Below are 13,370 nucleotides of genomic sequence, written 5' to 3'. Positions count from 1 at the left end.
TCATCGGCACGGGCCCGCTCTGATTGTGGCTGGGCCCGCCATGCGTAGTAGCCGCTGCGATGGACCTTGAGCACGCGACACATGCTGCTCAGGCGGAACTCTTGGACATGCTGCAGCATGAATGCGTACTTCAACCGGACTCCCTGGCAAAGTACGCGGCGGCCTTTTTTAAGATGTCGCGCTCCTCGGTCGCGCGCTTGAGCTCTGCCTTGAGCTTGACCATTTCACTGCGCAGGGATGCCGCCTCAGTGGCCGCCGGACCGCTATCCTGATCCTTGGCCTGCCTAACCCACAGGTACAAGCTTTTGTCCGAAATCCCAAGGCGCTTGGCCACTTCGACGACGCCATGCCCGCGCTCGGTCACCTGTTTCACCGCCTCGGCTTTGAACTCCGGGGCATATCTTGCTCGACTCATTTCCTCTTCTCCGTTTCAAGTTCGACCTTATCAGGTGTCTACCGAAACGGATGAAGTCCAATGATCTCGCGCGCGCCGCCTTCGAAGCCGAGTTGCAGGAAGTCGCCCGCGTCATCGCTTCGGGTCCAAAGGCGCTGGATGCACCGCCCGATGTAGAGGCGGCATTCGCTGCACTGGCTGCCTTGCTCGGCGGGGTAACCCTTGCCCGTGCGGTCAGCACTCTGCCCTTGGCGCAAGCCATTGCGACATCAGTGGTGGCATCTTTGTGTCCCAACAAGCGCGATTGACCGCAAGCCTGTTGGTAAATCAAATTTGCAAATTTCATTTGCAAAAATGGATGAACAACCGAATGCGAATAATCCTAGACTGAAGCACCCCATCACCGCGCAGTCGCCCCCTTCGTATGAACAACCCAGAAATCTTTCGCCCCAAACACCCCGCCGAGATCGACCGCATGGTGGCCGCCTACCCGCTCGCGCTGGTCATCAGTGCTGTTGATGGCGAAATTCAAGCCTCGCCGCTGCCGTTGGTGCTTCAACGCGATACCCAAGGTGAGGGCACCTTGATCGGTCATCTGTCACGGGCCAACCCGCAGGTGGAGTTGATGCGCCGTAATGGTCGCGCCCTGATTACATTTTCCGGCGCGCAGGGCTATATCTCATCCAGTTGGCTTCGTGAACGGCGGTACGCGCCGACCTGGAACTACCAGGCAGTGCACTTCACCGTCGACATCACCTTGGAAGAGCACGCGGGGGCGATCGAACTGGCGCTGCAAACCTTGGTGTCCCAAGCCGATGCGCCCTATCCGGAGCCCTGGTCCGGCGCCGAGATGGGTCCTCGCTTGGCCGAGTTGGCCAAGTTCATCGTCCCGTTCCGAGCTCGAATCGTTGCTACCCAAGCTCAATTCAAGCTCGGTCAAGGTGACCCCCAGCCCCTGCTGGACGACGCTTATGCCGGCCTGGAACGCTATGGCAAGTTTGAGCTGGCTGCGGCCATGCGTCGCCTGCATGCGATGGAAGCGTCCAACTAAGGGCCCGTTCGGGGATAAGTTGTGCATTTGGACGGCGGATGACCGCCGCCGATTCGTTCGCCGTTTTAGCCAGTAGGCCCTGATGCCATTTCGCAGCTTGTGAAAGATGTCGTTGGATCGGCCGACGCCTCATGCACCGATGGTCTCGCGTCGCAGATTTGTCGATCGGCAGCTTCGGGAGGTGCTGCAGACATTCGTCCAACAAAATGCTCAATGGCCGGTTTCGATCGCAGCGGTTGTTTGATTGCCAAAATCGAGCGACTGCTGCCAGCCTTGTGCAGAGGTTCGCCGAACTTCGGCTTAGGGCACGCTGCTGCCACTGACTATGAAGGACCTCGCGACTCCTATCGAGTCGTTAGCGCAAATTCGGCGGGTCAAGCAGCGGCCATTCGGCTGAAGTTGACCGAGGACTTCGTGAACTCCTCACCTGAATGACCGCTGCAAATTCGAGACCCAACACCTACCAGCATGGCTCGGACCGAATCGAGCCATACTCCTGCCGCGTAGACATGGCTGGAGGGGAGTAGGTCGCTCGCCCAAAAGTTGTTTTGGTTCAACGCGTTTTGAGACTATGTTTTGCCATGGGTCGTGTCCCGCAAACGCAGTTTTGAAACTACGTTTTCAGTTTTGAAACTTTGTTATCCGACTCCTGCCCGCTCATGACGCTTCGCTACCAAACCATTCCCGTCACCGCCTTTCAGCAAAACTGTTCTTTGGTTTGGTGTGATGAAACGCTGGAGGCGGCCGTCATTGATCCGGGCGGCGACCTGCCGCGTATCCTGGCTGCGGTGCAGCAGCGCGGCCTGACGCTCAAGGCGATCTGGTTGACACATGCCCATATCGACCATGCCGGCGGTACGGGGCAGCTCGCGCGCGAGCAAGCTTTACCCATCATCGGCCCGCATACCGGCGATCAGTTCTGGATCGACGGCCTGGCCAAGCAGAGCCAGATGTTTGGCTTCCCGCCGGCCGAGCGGTTCACACCGACGCGCTGGCTGCTTGATGGCGACAGCGTCAGCATCGGCAAGCAAACTTTGCAAGTGCGCCATTGCCCGGGCCACACGCCGGGCCATGTGGTGTTCTATTCGCCCGAGATCCAGCGCGCCTTTGTCGGCGATGTATTGTTTGCGGGCGGCATCGGCCGCACAGACTTCCCCGGTGGCGACCATGCGACGCTGATTGCGTCGATCAAGCAGCGCCTCTGGCCCATGGGAGACGCGACGGTGTTCATTCCCGGCCATGGCCCCGAGAGCAGCTTTGGCGAGGAGCGGCGCAGCAACCCCTATGTGAGCGAGCGCTGAGTCGGCATTATTCGTTCGTAGCCAGCTGCTCCTCGGCGATCACGGCCGCCAGCCAGTCCATCACGACCCGCACGCGCCTGGATAGATTGCGGCGATTGGCGTAGAGCAGATTGATAGGCATGGCCGGGGCCGTGAGCTTGGGCAAGACAGCGACCAAGGCGCCGCTGCGCAGCGCGTCCCGCAGCAACGCATCGCGTTCGCCCAGCACCGGCACCTGTATCAGGCCCAGGCCGGCCAAGCAGGCGGCTTGATACGCATCGGCATTGTTGACGGTGATAGCGCCCGGCAGCGCCAAGCTGCGCGGCTGACCGCTCTCGTCGAGGTAGTCAAAGCCGCCCGGTTTGGCGCCCAGCGTGTTGACGAAATGCACCAGACGGTGGCCTTGCTGCGGGTCCGTCAGGTCGGCCAGAGTGGTGGGCACTCCATGCCGGGCCAGGTAAGTCGGGCTGGCGCAATTGAGCATGCGCATCAGGCCCAGCGGCCGCGCGATCAAGCTGGTGTCGACCACGCTGCCGACGCGCAGCACGCAGTCAAAACCTTCGCGCACCAGGTCCACCCGTCGCTCGGTGCTGCTGATCTCCAGGCTTAGCAAAGGGTGTGCCTGCAAGAGCTCTGGCAGGCGCGGGATGACAAGATCGCGGGCGATGCTGCTGCTCATATCGACCCGCACGCGGCCGCTCAAGCCCACCGCTCCGGGCTGCTGCGCGAACATCGCCTGCAACTCCTCCATATCGGCCAGCACATCCTTGCTGCGCTCGTAAAAGGCTTGCCCGTCCTGAGTCAGCTGCACGCGCCGCGTCGTGCGGTGCAGCAAGCGTGCACCGAGCTGGCTTTCGAGTTGCTGGACGGCGCTGGAGGCACTCGCCTTGGGCAGGCCCAGGCTCAGCGCCGCTTGCGTGAAACTGGCCAATTCGGCCACGCGGTGAAAGATTTGCAGGCGCTCAAGCGGGTTCATTGGTCGATATTTGGATAACAGACAAATTGAATTTTCTGAGTTTATGCTCAAACTTGACTTCAATAGACTGCGCTGCATCCCAATGTAGGAGTCACCAATGAACGCAAACAGCAGCCCCATCAACCTCATCAATCCGATCAACCCGATTGCCCTGATCACCGGCGGCAGCCGCGGCCTCGGCAAGAACACCGCCCTGCATCTGGCCGCCCAGGGCAGCGACATCATCCTGAGCTACAGCAGCGCCCGCGCCGAAGCCGAGGCGACCGTTGCCGCCATCCAGGCGCTCGGCCGCCGCGCCGTGGCGCTGCCGCTGGACATGGGCAATAGCGCCGGCTTCCCGGCCTTTGCCGTCGCCGTCAAGGCCGCACTGGCGCAGATCTGGCAGCGCGAGCGGTTCGATCACTTGGTCAACAACGCCGGCATGGGCCTCCACGCCAGCCTGATGGAGACCAGCGAGGCGCAATTCGACGAGTTGATGAATGTGCATCTGAAGGGGGTTTTCTTCCTGACCCAGAAGCTCTTGCCGCTGATCAATGACGGTGGGCGCATCGTCAATATCTCCAGCGGCCTGACCCGCTTTGCGCTGCCCGGCTACGCCGCCTATGCCGCGATGAAGGGCGCGGTCGAAGTGCTGAGCCGCTATCTGGCGAAGGAGCTAGGCCCGCGCGGCATTGCCGTCAACACCTTGGCGCCGGGCGCAATTGCGACCGACTTCGGCGGCGGCGCTGTGCGCGATAACGCGCAGCTGAACAGTTATGTGGCGGCTCAGACCGCGCTCGGCCGCGCCGGGCTGCCAGACGATATCGGCGGCGCGATTGCGGCGCTGCTGGCGCCCGGCAGCGGCTGGATCAATGCCCAGCGCATCGAAGCCTCGGGCGGGATGTTTGTATAAGTTGACAGACGCTTAGAACTGCCCGCTGCTGCGCAGCGCTTCCAGGCGCAAGGCCAGTTGCTGGGCCAACTGGCCGAGCTGCTCCTGCAGTTGGCGCCGCTCGGTCTCGTCGCCGCAGGCGGCGATCTGTGCTTGCAAGTCTGCTTTCTGATGGAACAAGGCCACTTCGGGTGGCGCGAAACCCGCGTTCTTCAGAATCTTGAAGGGCATGCGCAGGCTGTCTGGCGTGGCCTCCCAGCCGGCGTCGGCGGCCAGCGGCTTGCCGAAACTCTCGGCCGATTGCAACTCGCCGGAGGCGAGCGCTTGCTGCAGGTATAGGGCGATTTCATCGTCACGCATGGTGGGTCTGGGCCTTTTTCTGAGCGGCGGTGGCTGACCCTGTCATGCTAGCGCAGCTTCAGTTTGTGGCCGTCCCGTATTCCCAGTCCCAGGGCGCACCGGTCTCGCCGAGCACGAGTCTGACCAAGGCCGGAAACAGTGCTTCGGCCCGCACATCATTGGCCAGCAAGACCAGACAGCGGCGCTGCTGCGCCACGCAAACCCAGGTATTGCCGGTGCTGTCGTTGTGGCCACCCTTGAAGAAGGCAGGGCCCTGAGGGCCATTGAAGACCACCACCCCTAGGCCTGCGGCCAGATCGGCACCGAGCTTGGGTAGAGGCCGCTCGGTCCGCAGACCAGGGTCCAGCGTGGGGAACTGGTGGCGGCTGCGAATGGGTGCCTGCGCCCGCGTCAATTCAGCGCGGCCAGCGGTCGACAGACCCTCGCCGCGCATGTAAGCGGCGGCGAAACGGGCGAAGTCATTGATGCTGGTGTCCATAGAGCCGGCGGCGCGAGGCTTGCTGCGTTTGTCATGGGGCGCCACGCTGCCGTCTTGCTTGAAACCATCGGCCAGATTGGCGGTGAAGTCCGGCCGCCAGATCATGCTGGTCCTGGTCAGTCCAAAACGTTCAAACACCCGCCGCTGTATCTCGGCACCCACATCAAGGCCTAGGCCTTTTTCCAGCACGAACTGCAGCAGGTTGTAACCTTCGCCCGAATAGGCATAGCGGCTGCCCGGCGTGAAATGAATACGCAGCCGCCCGTCGGGCTCCAGCCAGGCGTAGTTGGCGAAACCGCTGCGGTGGCTGAGCAGGATGCGCGGGGTCAGCAGGCGCCAGCGTTCGTCGCCGTCCAAGTCGCTCCAACGGGCGAACTTCGGGTCGTGCGGCATGGCCGGTAAGGGCTGAGGTAGATGGTCGGCGATCGATGCGTCGAGGTCGAGCAGCTTTTCCTCTGCCATCTGCATCACCGTGTAGGCGAACACTGCCTTGGTCAGCGAGGCACCGTACATCACGGTATCGGGCAGCAGCGCTTGGCCTTGCGCATTGCGCTGACCATAGGCTTGGACATAGTGGATCTGGCCGTCTTCGATCAGCGCCAGGGCCAGACCCTTGACGCCGCCGGCCGCCATCTGGCGCCGCACCTCGGCGTCGATCTGGGCCGTGCTCGGCAGCGCGGACCAGCTCAGGGAGGGCGATCCCAAGGCCAAGAGCAAGACAAGCAAGCAGCGCTTCATGATCAGTCCTTGGTGGCAGCCGGCGGCGGCTGGGCCGACGATACACCGCCCGCCTAAAGCGCTACTTACTTCTGCAGCCCCTTGGGTGAGGACGCCAGCCAGGACTGGAACAAGCTGTTGAGCACCAAGTCGAGAGCGCCATCGACGAAGCCTTTGGGCTCACTGCTTTTGGCGTCAAGGCGCTGCTTGTCGGCGAGTCGGCGCAGCTCGGCGCCCTGCCGGCCGGAACCCGCTTGCTGCAACTCGCGCGCACGCTGCTCGTATCGATCGGCCTGCTCGTTCATCGATCCGCTGGAGCTTTCGATCACGACAGGCCCTCTCGACGACGCGCAGCCGCTCAGCGTGAGTGCAAAGGCCATGCCGAGCAGCCAGATCGCAGGTGTCGACGCAGACGTAGATTCCGTCGCAGTTTGCTTGGCGGATTGGGCCGCTGAAGGGATTGGTTTGCTCATGATCGGGCATGCTAAGCCTACAAGGTAGCTGTCGTGGGCTTTGGCTGGCAAGTGCCGCTGGACGCTGCCTTTGGACGCGTCCAGCGCTACCGCGCGCAAGCACTGCAAGACTTTTGCGGGCATGTTCTATGCTGCGCGACGGATTCTTTTCAACCGCTATTTGTGAAAGAGCTTGTTCTATGTTGTTCGCGATTCGTTTTTTCGATAAAGCCGATTCACTGCCGCTGCGCCAGCAGATGATGGCGGCCCATATCGCCTGGTTGGATCAGGAACGTGAGCATGTGTTGGTGGGCGGCTCCTTGCGGCACTCGCCGGAGCAAGCACCGGTGGGCGGGCTGTGGGTGGTCGAAGCCGACAGCAAGGCCGCCGCCGAGTTGCTGTTGAAGCAAGACCCGTTTTACACCGCCGGCCTGCGGGAAAGCTGGGAGATCTTGCATTGGAGCAAGGCTTTTGAAGATCGCAAAGTGCCGGTCTGAGCTTGGCAGCTTGCCTATTTGCCCACTTGGAAAACCAGCCCCCCGGAAAGAAAACCGTCATGAAGCCTGTATATCAAGCCAATTCGAGACTCGATCTCAGTTTCACTCGCGTGGTGGACGTGCCCAGGGCTATGGTTTGGCGCGCGTGGACCGAGCCGGACTTGCTCAAACCCTGGTTTTGTCCTCTGCCGTGGACGACGATTGACTGCGAGATCGACTTGCGTCCTGGCGGCGTCTTCCGCACCGTGATGCAGTCCCCAGAAGGTGCTCAATTCCCCAATCAAGGTTGTTACCTTGAAGTCGTGCCGAATGAAAAATTGGTATGGACCAACGCCTTGCTGCCAGGGTTTCGTCCCAGCTTGCCGGCGGCCACCTGTGGCAGCGAGGACGCAAACTTCATGTTTACCGCCATGTTGGAGCTCGCCGATGACGCGGGCGGTACGCGCTACACCGCGACCGTCATCCATGCGGACGAAGCCGGCTGCAAGAAGCACTCCGAAATGGGTTTCGAAGCCGGATGGGGGGCCGCGCTGGATCAGTTGGTCGCGATGCTCAAACGCGGCGTTTGAGCAAGCTCGGCTTGGCAAGCTGCTTCAAAAAGCAGCAAAACAGGTTTTCGCCGATGGCTGCTGGGTTCTGAGCATCGCTCAAGTGGAGCTCCCCAGACTTATCCACAGCAGGCAGGGATAAGTCGGGCTGGGGTGCTGCGCTTGGGCTACTTGGCAAACTCCAAACTTGCACGGGGCTCTTGGATTTCAGCGGCTTTGGCTTTGCGCCCGGATTGCCAGGCTGCCCTGAATTGCTCCAGACTGGAGTCCGGCCGGTCCAGCGCGCGCACGAGGCAGGCTGCGGCCGCGCCTTTCGCTGCGCAGGCTTCGACTTGCTCGGCCTCCAGCAGGCCGCCGATGGCCACCACCGGTCGGCCGGCCATGTGCACCCACCAGCCGAGGTTGCCCAGACCCTGCGGCCGCCAGGGCATGTCTTTGGTGGTGGTGGGCCAGATGGGGCCGCAGGCGATGTAATGCGGATTGAGTCCACGGGCGCGCGCTAACTCCCAAAGACTGTGGCTGGAGATGCCGAGTTTGATGCCGACGTTCAAGAGCAGCTTTCTTTCGTCGGTAGCCAAGGCCGCCCAATCTTCCTGACCCAGATGCAAGCCGGCGCCCGGCTCCTCAAGCGCCAAGCGCCAATGGTCATTGATCCAGAGCTGGCAGCCGAGATGGTCTGCGACCGCTGTTTGCGCCTCGGCCACGGCAGCGCGCAGCTCCGCCTGGGTGTTCTCGGACGTGGCAGGCTTGATTCGTAGTTGCAGCTGCTTGATGCCGGCGGCGGCCAACTCGGCCGCTCTTTGCGGCCGCTCGGTGATCGCATACAAACCCCAGTCGAGCGCGTCTTGTGCCGGCGCGTTCAGAACCTGCGCCCAGCGAGCGAGCGTGCCAGCATCCAACTGCTCACCGTCAAAGCTCATCACCGGCATGGCCGCTGGCTCGAAGACGAAGTTGGCCAAGGCCCGCACAGGCCCAGCGCCCGCGCCGGCGGCATGGCCCTCGCGCACCGCCACCCAGGTCGCCATTTTCGCCAGCACTACCGCATCGGCGCTGACAAAGCCACGCGCCATAGCGGCGGCTGCGGCAGTGGCGAAACTGCAGCCGCTGCCGTGGTGATGGCCTTGACGTAGGCGGGGCAGGGCCAGATGGCCGCTGGCCTGGGGGCTGTTCAAATAGTCGAGCGCCAAATCATATTGAGGGCCGGCGTCGTCGCCGCCGGTGATGCATATCGTCTCGGCACCCAGTTCCTTCAAACGCTCGGCCATCAATGGCCGACTCAGTGCATGGCTGGCCAGGCCCAAGAGCAGCTCGGCCTCGCGGCGGTTCGGCGTGATCAGCTGCGCACGCGGCAACAATTGTTCGCGGTAGGCCCGCAGCAATGAGGCGTTAGCAAAAATCGAGGCCGGCCCACCGGCGCTGGCGCCCAATACCGGGTCCACAACCAAGGCCACCGGCCTGTCGCGGCGCAGCTCATCCAGCACTTCGCAAATTGCATGCACGGCGTCGACCGAACCCAAAAGGCCGGTCTTGATCACGCTGGGCCAAAGATCGACGGCCAGCGCCTGCATCTGCGCCAGCAGTTGATGGCGCGGTAGGGGGAAGACAGCCTCGACGCCGCGGGAGTTTTGCGCCGTCACCGCCGCCACGACCGGGCAGAGGTGCACGCCGAAAGCGGCCGCCGTGCGTATGTCGGCGGACAGGCCGGCGCCGCCGCCGCTGTCGGTGCCGGCCACGCTCCAGATGATGGGCGGCTGCGGATTGTCAAGCCAGCTCATCTCGGATCTCCCAGCAAAAAAGCGTGGCCGCTGACCGGCGTTGACGGCACGGCAAAGTCCTGGCTGCTCATCAAGCCGGCGCAAAAACCCTGACGGCCGGCCCGTACGGCATCGCGAAAGGCGGCCGCCATCAGCACCGGCTCGCGCGCCTGCGCCACCGCCGAGTTCAGGAGCACCGCGTCGAAGCCCAGTTCCAGCGCCTGCGCCGCATGCGAGGGTGCGCCCAGGCCGGCGTCAACGATCAGCGTTGCGTCCGGCAGGCGCTCGCGCAGGCTGCGCAAGGCAAAGGGATTGAGCAGGCCCTGGCCCGAGCCGATCGGCGCGCCCCAGGGCATCAAGACTGCGCAGCCGGCGTCCAGCAAGCGGCGGCACAGGACCAGGTCGTCGGTGCAATAGGGCAGCACGGTGAAACCGAGTTTGACCAGCTCGGCGGCGCCGGCGAGCAGCTCGAAGGGGTCGGGCTGCAGCGTGTGCTCGTCACCAATCACCTCCAGTTTGATCCAGGCGGTGTCGTAGAGTTCGCGCGCCATGCAGGCCAATTGCACCGCCTCGCGGGCGGTGCGGCAGCCGGCGGTATTGGGCAGCAGGCGCGCACCTTGCGCCTTGGCGGTTTGCAGGGCGCTGGCGACAAAGCCGTTGTCACCGGCCTGCAGGCTGCGCTTCAGTCCGACGGTGAGAACCTCGGTTTCGGAGGCCTGGATCGCCTCGCTCAAGGTCTGCGGATTCGGGAAGCCGGCGCTGCCCAGCAGCAGCCGGCTGTTCAGAGAGAAATCGCCAATCTTCCAAGGGTCAGGTTTTGCCTCGTGCAGCATTTGAATCAACCTCCTACGATGGGTTTGAACAGCAGCACTTGGTCGCCATCCTTGAGCAAGGCAGCGGCGCGCGCCGAGCGGGCGATGAACTGGCCGTTGAGCGCCGTCGCGACGCTCTCGGGCGCCAGGCTCAGCTGCGTCAGCAGGTGTTCCAAGGGCGTTGCTGCGGGAATTTTTTGGAGCTGACCGTCCAGCGAGACATTGATTTCTTCTGCGTTCATAGCGTTTCCAAATTGGCCAAGCCGCTGGCCAACAGCAGCTCTTGCACCAAGGCCGGCGCTAACAGCCAGCCGTGGCGGTACAGACCATTGAGCTGCAGCAGGCCCGGCTCAGCATGAGTGAATGGGCGGTTGTCGTTCAGGGCCGGGCGCAGATTGACGTCAAGCCGGCCGATGCGGGCCTCGGCCAGCGCCGGCATCACGCTGTGCGCGGCCGCCATCAACTCGACGGCCGATTGCAGGCTGACGGGGCTGCGGTCCGCGCTCTCGATCTCGCTGGCGCCGAGCACCAACTGATCAGCACTGCGCGGCACCAGGTAGACGCGGTGGCGCGGGTGCAGTAGGCGTACCGGCCGCCTCAGGCCATGGGCGGCCAGGCTCAGCGTGATCACTTCGCCGCGCACGCCGCGCAGCGGCATTTGCGGCTTGGCGCCGAGGCCGCGTGCGTCGATGACGCAGTCGAAGTTCAGGTCATTGCCGTCGGCCAGGCTCAATCGGCCCGGTTCGACAGCGCTCACCGGCCGATCCCAATGCCAGCGTGCCTTGCTGCCTTGCTGCATGGCCGCCATCGCTTCGACGGGGTTGATGAAACCTTCGCCGGGCAGCCTCCATGCTCGGAGGCCGCGCAGCAGCGCCGGCTCCAGCGCCGCCAGCTCGGCCTCGCTCAGGCTTTGCGCTGCGGGCAAGCCGCTCACCTGCAGGCGCGCCAAGACTCGCTCAGCAGCACCCAAGTCCTGGCGGTGCGCGAGCAGGAGGCTGCCATCCATTTGCAAAGTTAGCGGTTCGGTGAGCCGGGCGGCGATCAGCGGCCACAGGCGCAGCGACTCGAAGCCGCGCGCGGCCACCTCGGGCTCGGCCGCGTCCAACTCGGCCAGCGGGCTGAGCATGCCGGCCGCACTGAAGGCGGCCGCACCCTGACCGTCAAAGCGCGGCTCGGGGCCGGGGCCGGCCTCGAACACGTCGACGCGGTGGCCGGCGCGGCTCAAGGCCCAGGCGAACAAGCGCCCAACCAATCCCGCGCCCGCTATTCCAACCGACAAACTCATACTGGCTGAATCGGGATATAGATCTCGCTGCCCAGCGCTTTGAATTCCGCGCTTTTCTTCTCCATCTCGGTTGTGTATTCGCGCACGTCCTGGGTGATCTTCATCGAGCAGAACTTCGGTCCGCACATCGAGCAGAAATGCGCGACCTTGGCGCTGTCCTTGGGCAGGGTTTCGTCATGGAAGTCGCGCGCGGTTTCGGGGTCGAGGCCGAGGTTGAACTGGTCGGTCCAGCGGAAATCGAAGCGTGCCTTGGACAAGGCGTCATCACGCGCCCGTGCGCCCGGATGGCCCTTGGCCACATCGGCCGCGTGCGCCGCGATCTTGTAGGCCATCAGCCCGGCCTTGACGTCGTCGCGATTCGGCAGGCCCAGGTGCTCCTTGGGCGTCACATAGCAAAGCATCGCGCAGCCGAACCAGCCGATCATCGCCGCGCCTATGCCCGAAGTGATGTGGTCGTAGCCCGGTGCGATGTCGGTCGTCAAAGGGCCGAGCGTGTAGAAGGGCGCCTCGTCGCAATGTTTCAATTGCTCGCTCATGTTTTGCTGGATCAAGTGCATGGGCACATGGCCGGGGCCTTCGATCAGCGTTTGCACCTCATGCTTCCAGGCGATTTTGGTCAGCTCGCCGAGCGTGCGCAGCTCGGCAAATTGCGCCTCGTCATTGGCGTCGGCCAAGCTACCCGGACGCAGGCCATCGCCGAGCGAGAAGGTCACGTCATAGGCTTTCATGATGTCGCAGATCTCTTCGAAATGCGTGTAAAGGAAGTTCTCCTTGTGATGCGAGATGCACCACTTGGCCAGGATGGAGCCGCCGCGCGAGACGATGCCGGTGCGGCGCTTGACCGTCATCGGAATGAAGGGCAGGCGCAGTCCGGCATGGATGGTGAAGTAATCAACCCCCTGTTCCGCCTGCTCGATCAGCGTGTCGCGGAACAGCGCCCATGTGAGGTCCTCGGCCACGCCGCCGACCTTCTCTAGCGCCTGGTAAATCGGCACCGTGCCGATGGGCACCGGGCTGTTGCGGATGATCCAGTCGCGCGTGGTGTGGATGTTGCGGCCGGTGGAGAGGTCCATCACCGTGTCGGCGCCCCAACGTGTGCTCCAGACCAGCTTCTCGACTTCCTCCTCGATCGACGAGGTGACGGCCGAGTTGCCGATATTGGCATTCACCTTGACCAGGAAGTTACGCCCAATGATCATCGGCTCCAACTCGGTGTGGTTGATATTGGCCGGGATCACGGCACGGCCACGTGCCACCTCGTCGCGCACGAACTCGGGCGTGATGATGGCCGGAATACTGGCGCCGAAGGAATTGCCGCGCAGACGGGCCTCGCGCTCGGCGTCTTGTTCGTACTCGCGCATCCAGTCCAGGCGCTGGTTCTCGCGGATGGCGATGTACTCCATCTCCGGCGTGACGATGCCGCGACGCGCGTAATGCATCTGGGTGACGTTGGCGCCCGGCAGTGCCTTGCGCGGCTGGCGGCGCAGGCCGGCACTCATCTGCATCAGCGCCTCTTGCTGGGCGGTGTCGCGCAGGCCGTCGTCGATCAGCTGGATGGGCCGGCCCTGGTACAGCTCGGTGTCGGCGCGCGCCTCCACCCAAGGGGCACGGGTGGCGGGCAGGCCTTGCTTGACATCGATCTTGGCGGTGATGTCGGTGTAGGGGCCGGAGCAGTCATAGACCGTGATTCGCTCGCCGTTGGTCAAGGCAATCTCCCGCATCGGCACGCGCAACTCGGGGTTGCGCTCGCCAGCGATATAGACCTTGCTGGAGCCGGGCAGGGGCGTGCGCGTCAACTCTAGGCTGCTGGCAAGATTGTTGAGGCCGGGTTCGGTGATGCTGTTCATAGACGGTTCTCGCGGTGGCTGTGAAGCGCTGCGAGGGCCGGCTCGAGG

The 13,370-nt window shown here is 63.5% G+C and carries 15 protein-coding genes and 1 pseudogene; 6 read left to right on the top strand and 10 right to left on the bottom strand.

Annotated elements, in window-relative coordinates:
- A pseudogene (locus LNV08_RS16255) lies at positions 1-415 on the bottom strand (transposase); the annotation flags it as partial.
- Here LNV08_RS16255 and LNV08_RS16250 point away from each other — a divergent pair.
- The 3 genes from LNV08_RS16250 (at position 403) to LNV08_RS16240 (ending at position 2,746) form a co-directional block, all read left to right on the top strand.
- Positions 403-702 carry a hypothetical protein gene (locus tag LNV08_RS16250; RefSeq protein WP_263534767.1) on the top strand — a complete coding sequence of 100 codons (300 nt, stop codon included), beginning with the start codon at positions 403-405 and terminating at the stop codon, positions 700-702. The pseudogene LNV08_RS16255 and the gene LNV08_RS16250 overlap by 13 nt on opposite strands.
- A 116-nt stretch (positions 703-818) precedes the next feature.
- Positions 819-1,445, top strand: a complete 627-nt coding sequence (locus LNV08_RS16245) for an FMN-binding negative transcriptional regulator (protein ID WP_263534766.1) — start codon at positions 819-821, stop codon at positions 1,443-1,445.
- A gap of 659 nt (positions 1,446-2,104) precedes the next feature.
- A complete protein-coding gene (locus tag LNV08_RS16240) occupies positions 2,105-2,746 on the top strand; it encodes an MBL fold metallo-hydrolase (protein ID WP_263534765.1) in 642 nt (213 codons plus the stop codon).
- 7 nt (positions 2,747-2,753) lie between these two features.
- On the opposite strand, the gene LNV08_RS16235 is transcribed toward LNV08_RS16240, so the two are convergent.
- Positions 2,754-3,701 carry a LysR family transcriptional regulator gene (locus tag LNV08_RS16235; protein ID WP_263534764.1) on the bottom strand — a complete coding sequence of 316 codons (948 nt, stop codon included), beginning with the start codon at positions 3,699-3,701 and terminating at the stop codon, positions 2,754-2,756.
- A 97-nt stretch (positions 3,702-3,798) separates the two neighbouring features.
- Here LNV08_RS16235 and LNV08_RS16230 point away from each other — a divergent pair, with 97 nt between their 5' ends.
- Complete coding sequence (locus LNV08_RS16230) at positions 3,799-4,593, top strand: SDR family NAD(P)-dependent oxidoreductase (RefSeq protein ID WP_263534763.1); 795 nt, start codon at positions 3,799-3,801, stop codon at positions 4,591-4,593.
- A 12-nt stretch (positions 4,594-4,605) separates the two neighbouring features.
- On the opposite strand, the gene LNV08_RS16225 is transcribed toward LNV08_RS16230, so the two are convergent.
- From LNV08_RS16225 to LNV08_RS16215, 3 genes are all read right to left on the bottom strand, one after another.
- Positions 4,606-4,932 carry a DUF1992 domain-containing protein gene (locus tag LNV08_RS16225; protein ID WP_263534762.1) on the bottom strand — a complete coding sequence of 109 codons (327 nt, stop codon included), beginning with the start codon at positions 4,930-4,932 and terminating at the stop codon, positions 4,606-4,608.
- 58 nt (positions 4,933-4,990) lie between these two features.
- Positions 4,991-6,148, bottom strand: coding sequence for a serine hydrolase domain-containing protein (locus LNV08_RS16220; protein WP_263534761.1), 1,158 nt, complete (start codon positions 6,146-6,148; stop codon positions 4,991-4,993).
- Between the two features lie 65 nt (positions 6,149-6,213).
- A complete protein-coding gene (locus LNV08_RS16215) occupies positions 6,214-6,600 on the bottom strand; it encodes a hypothetical protein (protein WP_263534760.1) in 387 nt (128 codons plus the stop codon).
- 179 nt (positions 6,601-6,779) lie between these two features.
- Between LNV08_RS16215 and LNV08_RS16210 the strand changes: the two genes are divergently transcribed.
- Together LNV08_RS16210 and LNV08_RS16205 are read left to right on the top strand one after the other, a co-directional pair.
- The gene (locus LNV08_RS16210) at positions 6,780-7,076 is read left to right on the top strand and encodes a YciI family protein (protein WP_263534759.1); all 297 of its coding nucleotides are present in this window, start codon (positions 6,780-6,782) and stop codon (positions 7,074-7,076) included.
- Between the two features lie 59 nt (positions 7,077-7,135).
- A complete protein-coding gene (locus LNV08_RS16205; RefSeq protein ID WP_263534758.1) occupies positions 7,136-7,645 on the top strand; it encodes an SRPBCC family protein in 510 nt (169 codons plus the stop codon).
- A gap of 146 nt (positions 7,646-7,791) precedes the next feature.
- Here LNV08_RS16205 and LNV08_RS16200 read toward each other — a convergent pair whose 3' ends face one another.
- Genes LNV08_RS16200 through thiC form a run of 5 tightly spaced genes read right to left on the bottom strand, consistent with a single transcriptional unit; the run spans position 7,792 to position 13,322 of the window.
- Complete coding sequence (locus LNV08_RS16200; protein ID WP_263534757.1) at positions 7,792-9,399, bottom strand: bifunctional hydroxymethylpyrimidine kinase/phosphomethylpyrimidine kinase; 1,608 nt, start codon at positions 9,397-9,399, stop codon at positions 7,792-7,794.
- Positions 9,396-10,211 (bottom strand): thiazole synthase, encoded by an 816-nt coding sequence (locus LNV08_RS16195; RefSeq protein WP_263534756.1) that lies wholly within the window; start codon positions 10,209-10,211, stop codon positions 9,396-9,398. Before LNV08_RS16195 ends, LNV08_RS16200 begins: the two co-directional genes overlap by 4 nt.
- A gap of 5 nt (positions 10,212-10,216) precedes the next feature.
- On the bottom strand, positions 10,217-10,432 hold the full coding sequence (gene thiS, locus LNV08_RS16190) for a sulfur carrier protein ThiS (RefSeq protein WP_263534755.1): 216 nt from the start codon (positions 10,430-10,432) through the stop codon (positions 10,217-10,219).
- On the bottom strand, positions 10,429-11,475 hold the full coding sequence (locus tag LNV08_RS16185) for an FAD-dependent oxidoreductase (protein ID WP_263534754.1): 1,047 nt from the start codon (positions 11,473-11,475) through the stop codon (positions 10,429-10,431). Before LNV08_RS16185 ends, thiS begins: the two co-directional genes overlap by 4 nt.
- Complete coding sequence (thiC, locus tag LNV08_RS16180; protein WP_263534753.1) at positions 11,472-13,322, bottom strand: phosphomethylpyrimidine synthase ThiC; 1,851 nt, start codon at positions 13,320-13,322, stop codon at positions 11,472-11,474. The genes LNV08_RS16185 and thiC overlap by 4 nt, the downstream gene beginning before the upstream one ends.
- Positions 13,323-13,370: the final 48 nt, after the last annotated feature.

Origin of the sequence: Paucibacter sp. TC2R-5, assembly GCF_025717605.1 — a bacterium.
Classification (GTDB): Bacteria; Pseudomonadota; Gammaproteobacteria; order Burkholderiales; family Burkholderiaceae_C; genus Paucibacter_A; species Paucibacter_A albus.
Note: the sequence above shows the minus strand (reverse complement) of the source record. Positions and strands in the feature narration are given on the sequence as shown.

Coding starts and splice junctions, on each gene's coding strand:
- LNV08_RS16245 (WP_263534766.1), top strand. CDS start 819: ATGAACAACCCAGAAATCTTTCGCCCCAAACACCCCGCCGAGATCGAC.
- LNV08_RS16240 (WP_263534765.1), top strand. CDS start 2,105: ATGACGCTTCGCTACCAAACCATTCCCGTCACCGCCTTTCAGCAAAAC.
- LNV08_RS16235 (WP_263534764.1), bottom strand. CDS start 3,701: ATGAACCCGCTTGAGCGCCTGCAAATCTTTCACCGCGTGGCCGAATTG.
- LNV08_RS16230 (WP_263534763.1), top strand. CDS start 3,799: ATGAACGCAAACAGCAGCCCCATCAACCTCATCAATCCGATCAACCCG.
- LNV08_RS16225 (WP_263534762.1), bottom strand. CDS start 4,932: ATGCGTGACGATGAAATCGCCCTATACCTGCAGCAAGCGCTCGCCTCC.
- LNV08_RS16220 (WP_263534761.1), bottom strand. CDS start 6,148: ATGAAGCGCTGCTTGCTTGTCTTGCTCTTGGCCTTGGGATCGCCCTCC.
- LNV08_RS16215 (WP_263534760.1), bottom strand. CDS start 6,600: ATGAGCAAACCAATCCCTTCAGCGGCCCAATCCGCCAAGCAAACTGCG.
- LNV08_RS16210 (WP_263534759.1), top strand. CDS start 6,780: ATGTTGTTCGCGATTCGTTTTTTCGATAAAGCCGATTCACTGCCGCTG.
- LNV08_RS16205 (WP_263534758.1), top strand. CDS start 7,136: ATGAAGCCTGTATATCAAGCCAATTCGAGACTCGATCTCAGTTTCACT.
- LNV08_RS16200 (WP_263534757.1), bottom strand. CDS start 9,399: ATGAGCTGGCTTGACAATCCGCAGCCGCCCATCATCTGGAGCGTGGCC.
- LNV08_RS16195 (WP_263534756.1), bottom strand. CDS start 10,211: ATGCTGCACGAGGCAAAACCTGACCCTTGGAAGATTGGCGATTTCTCT.
- thiS (WP_263534755.1), bottom strand. CDS start 10,432: ATGAACGCAGAAGAAATCAATGTCTCGCTGGACGGTCAGCTCCAAAAA.
- LNV08_RS16185 (WP_263534754.1), bottom strand. CDS start 11,475: ATGAGTTTGTCGGTTGGAATAGCGGGCGCGGGATTGGTTGGGCGCTTG.
- thiC (WP_263534753.1), bottom strand. CDS start 13,322: ATGAACAGCATCACCGAACCCGGCCTCAACAATCTTGCCAGCAGCCTA.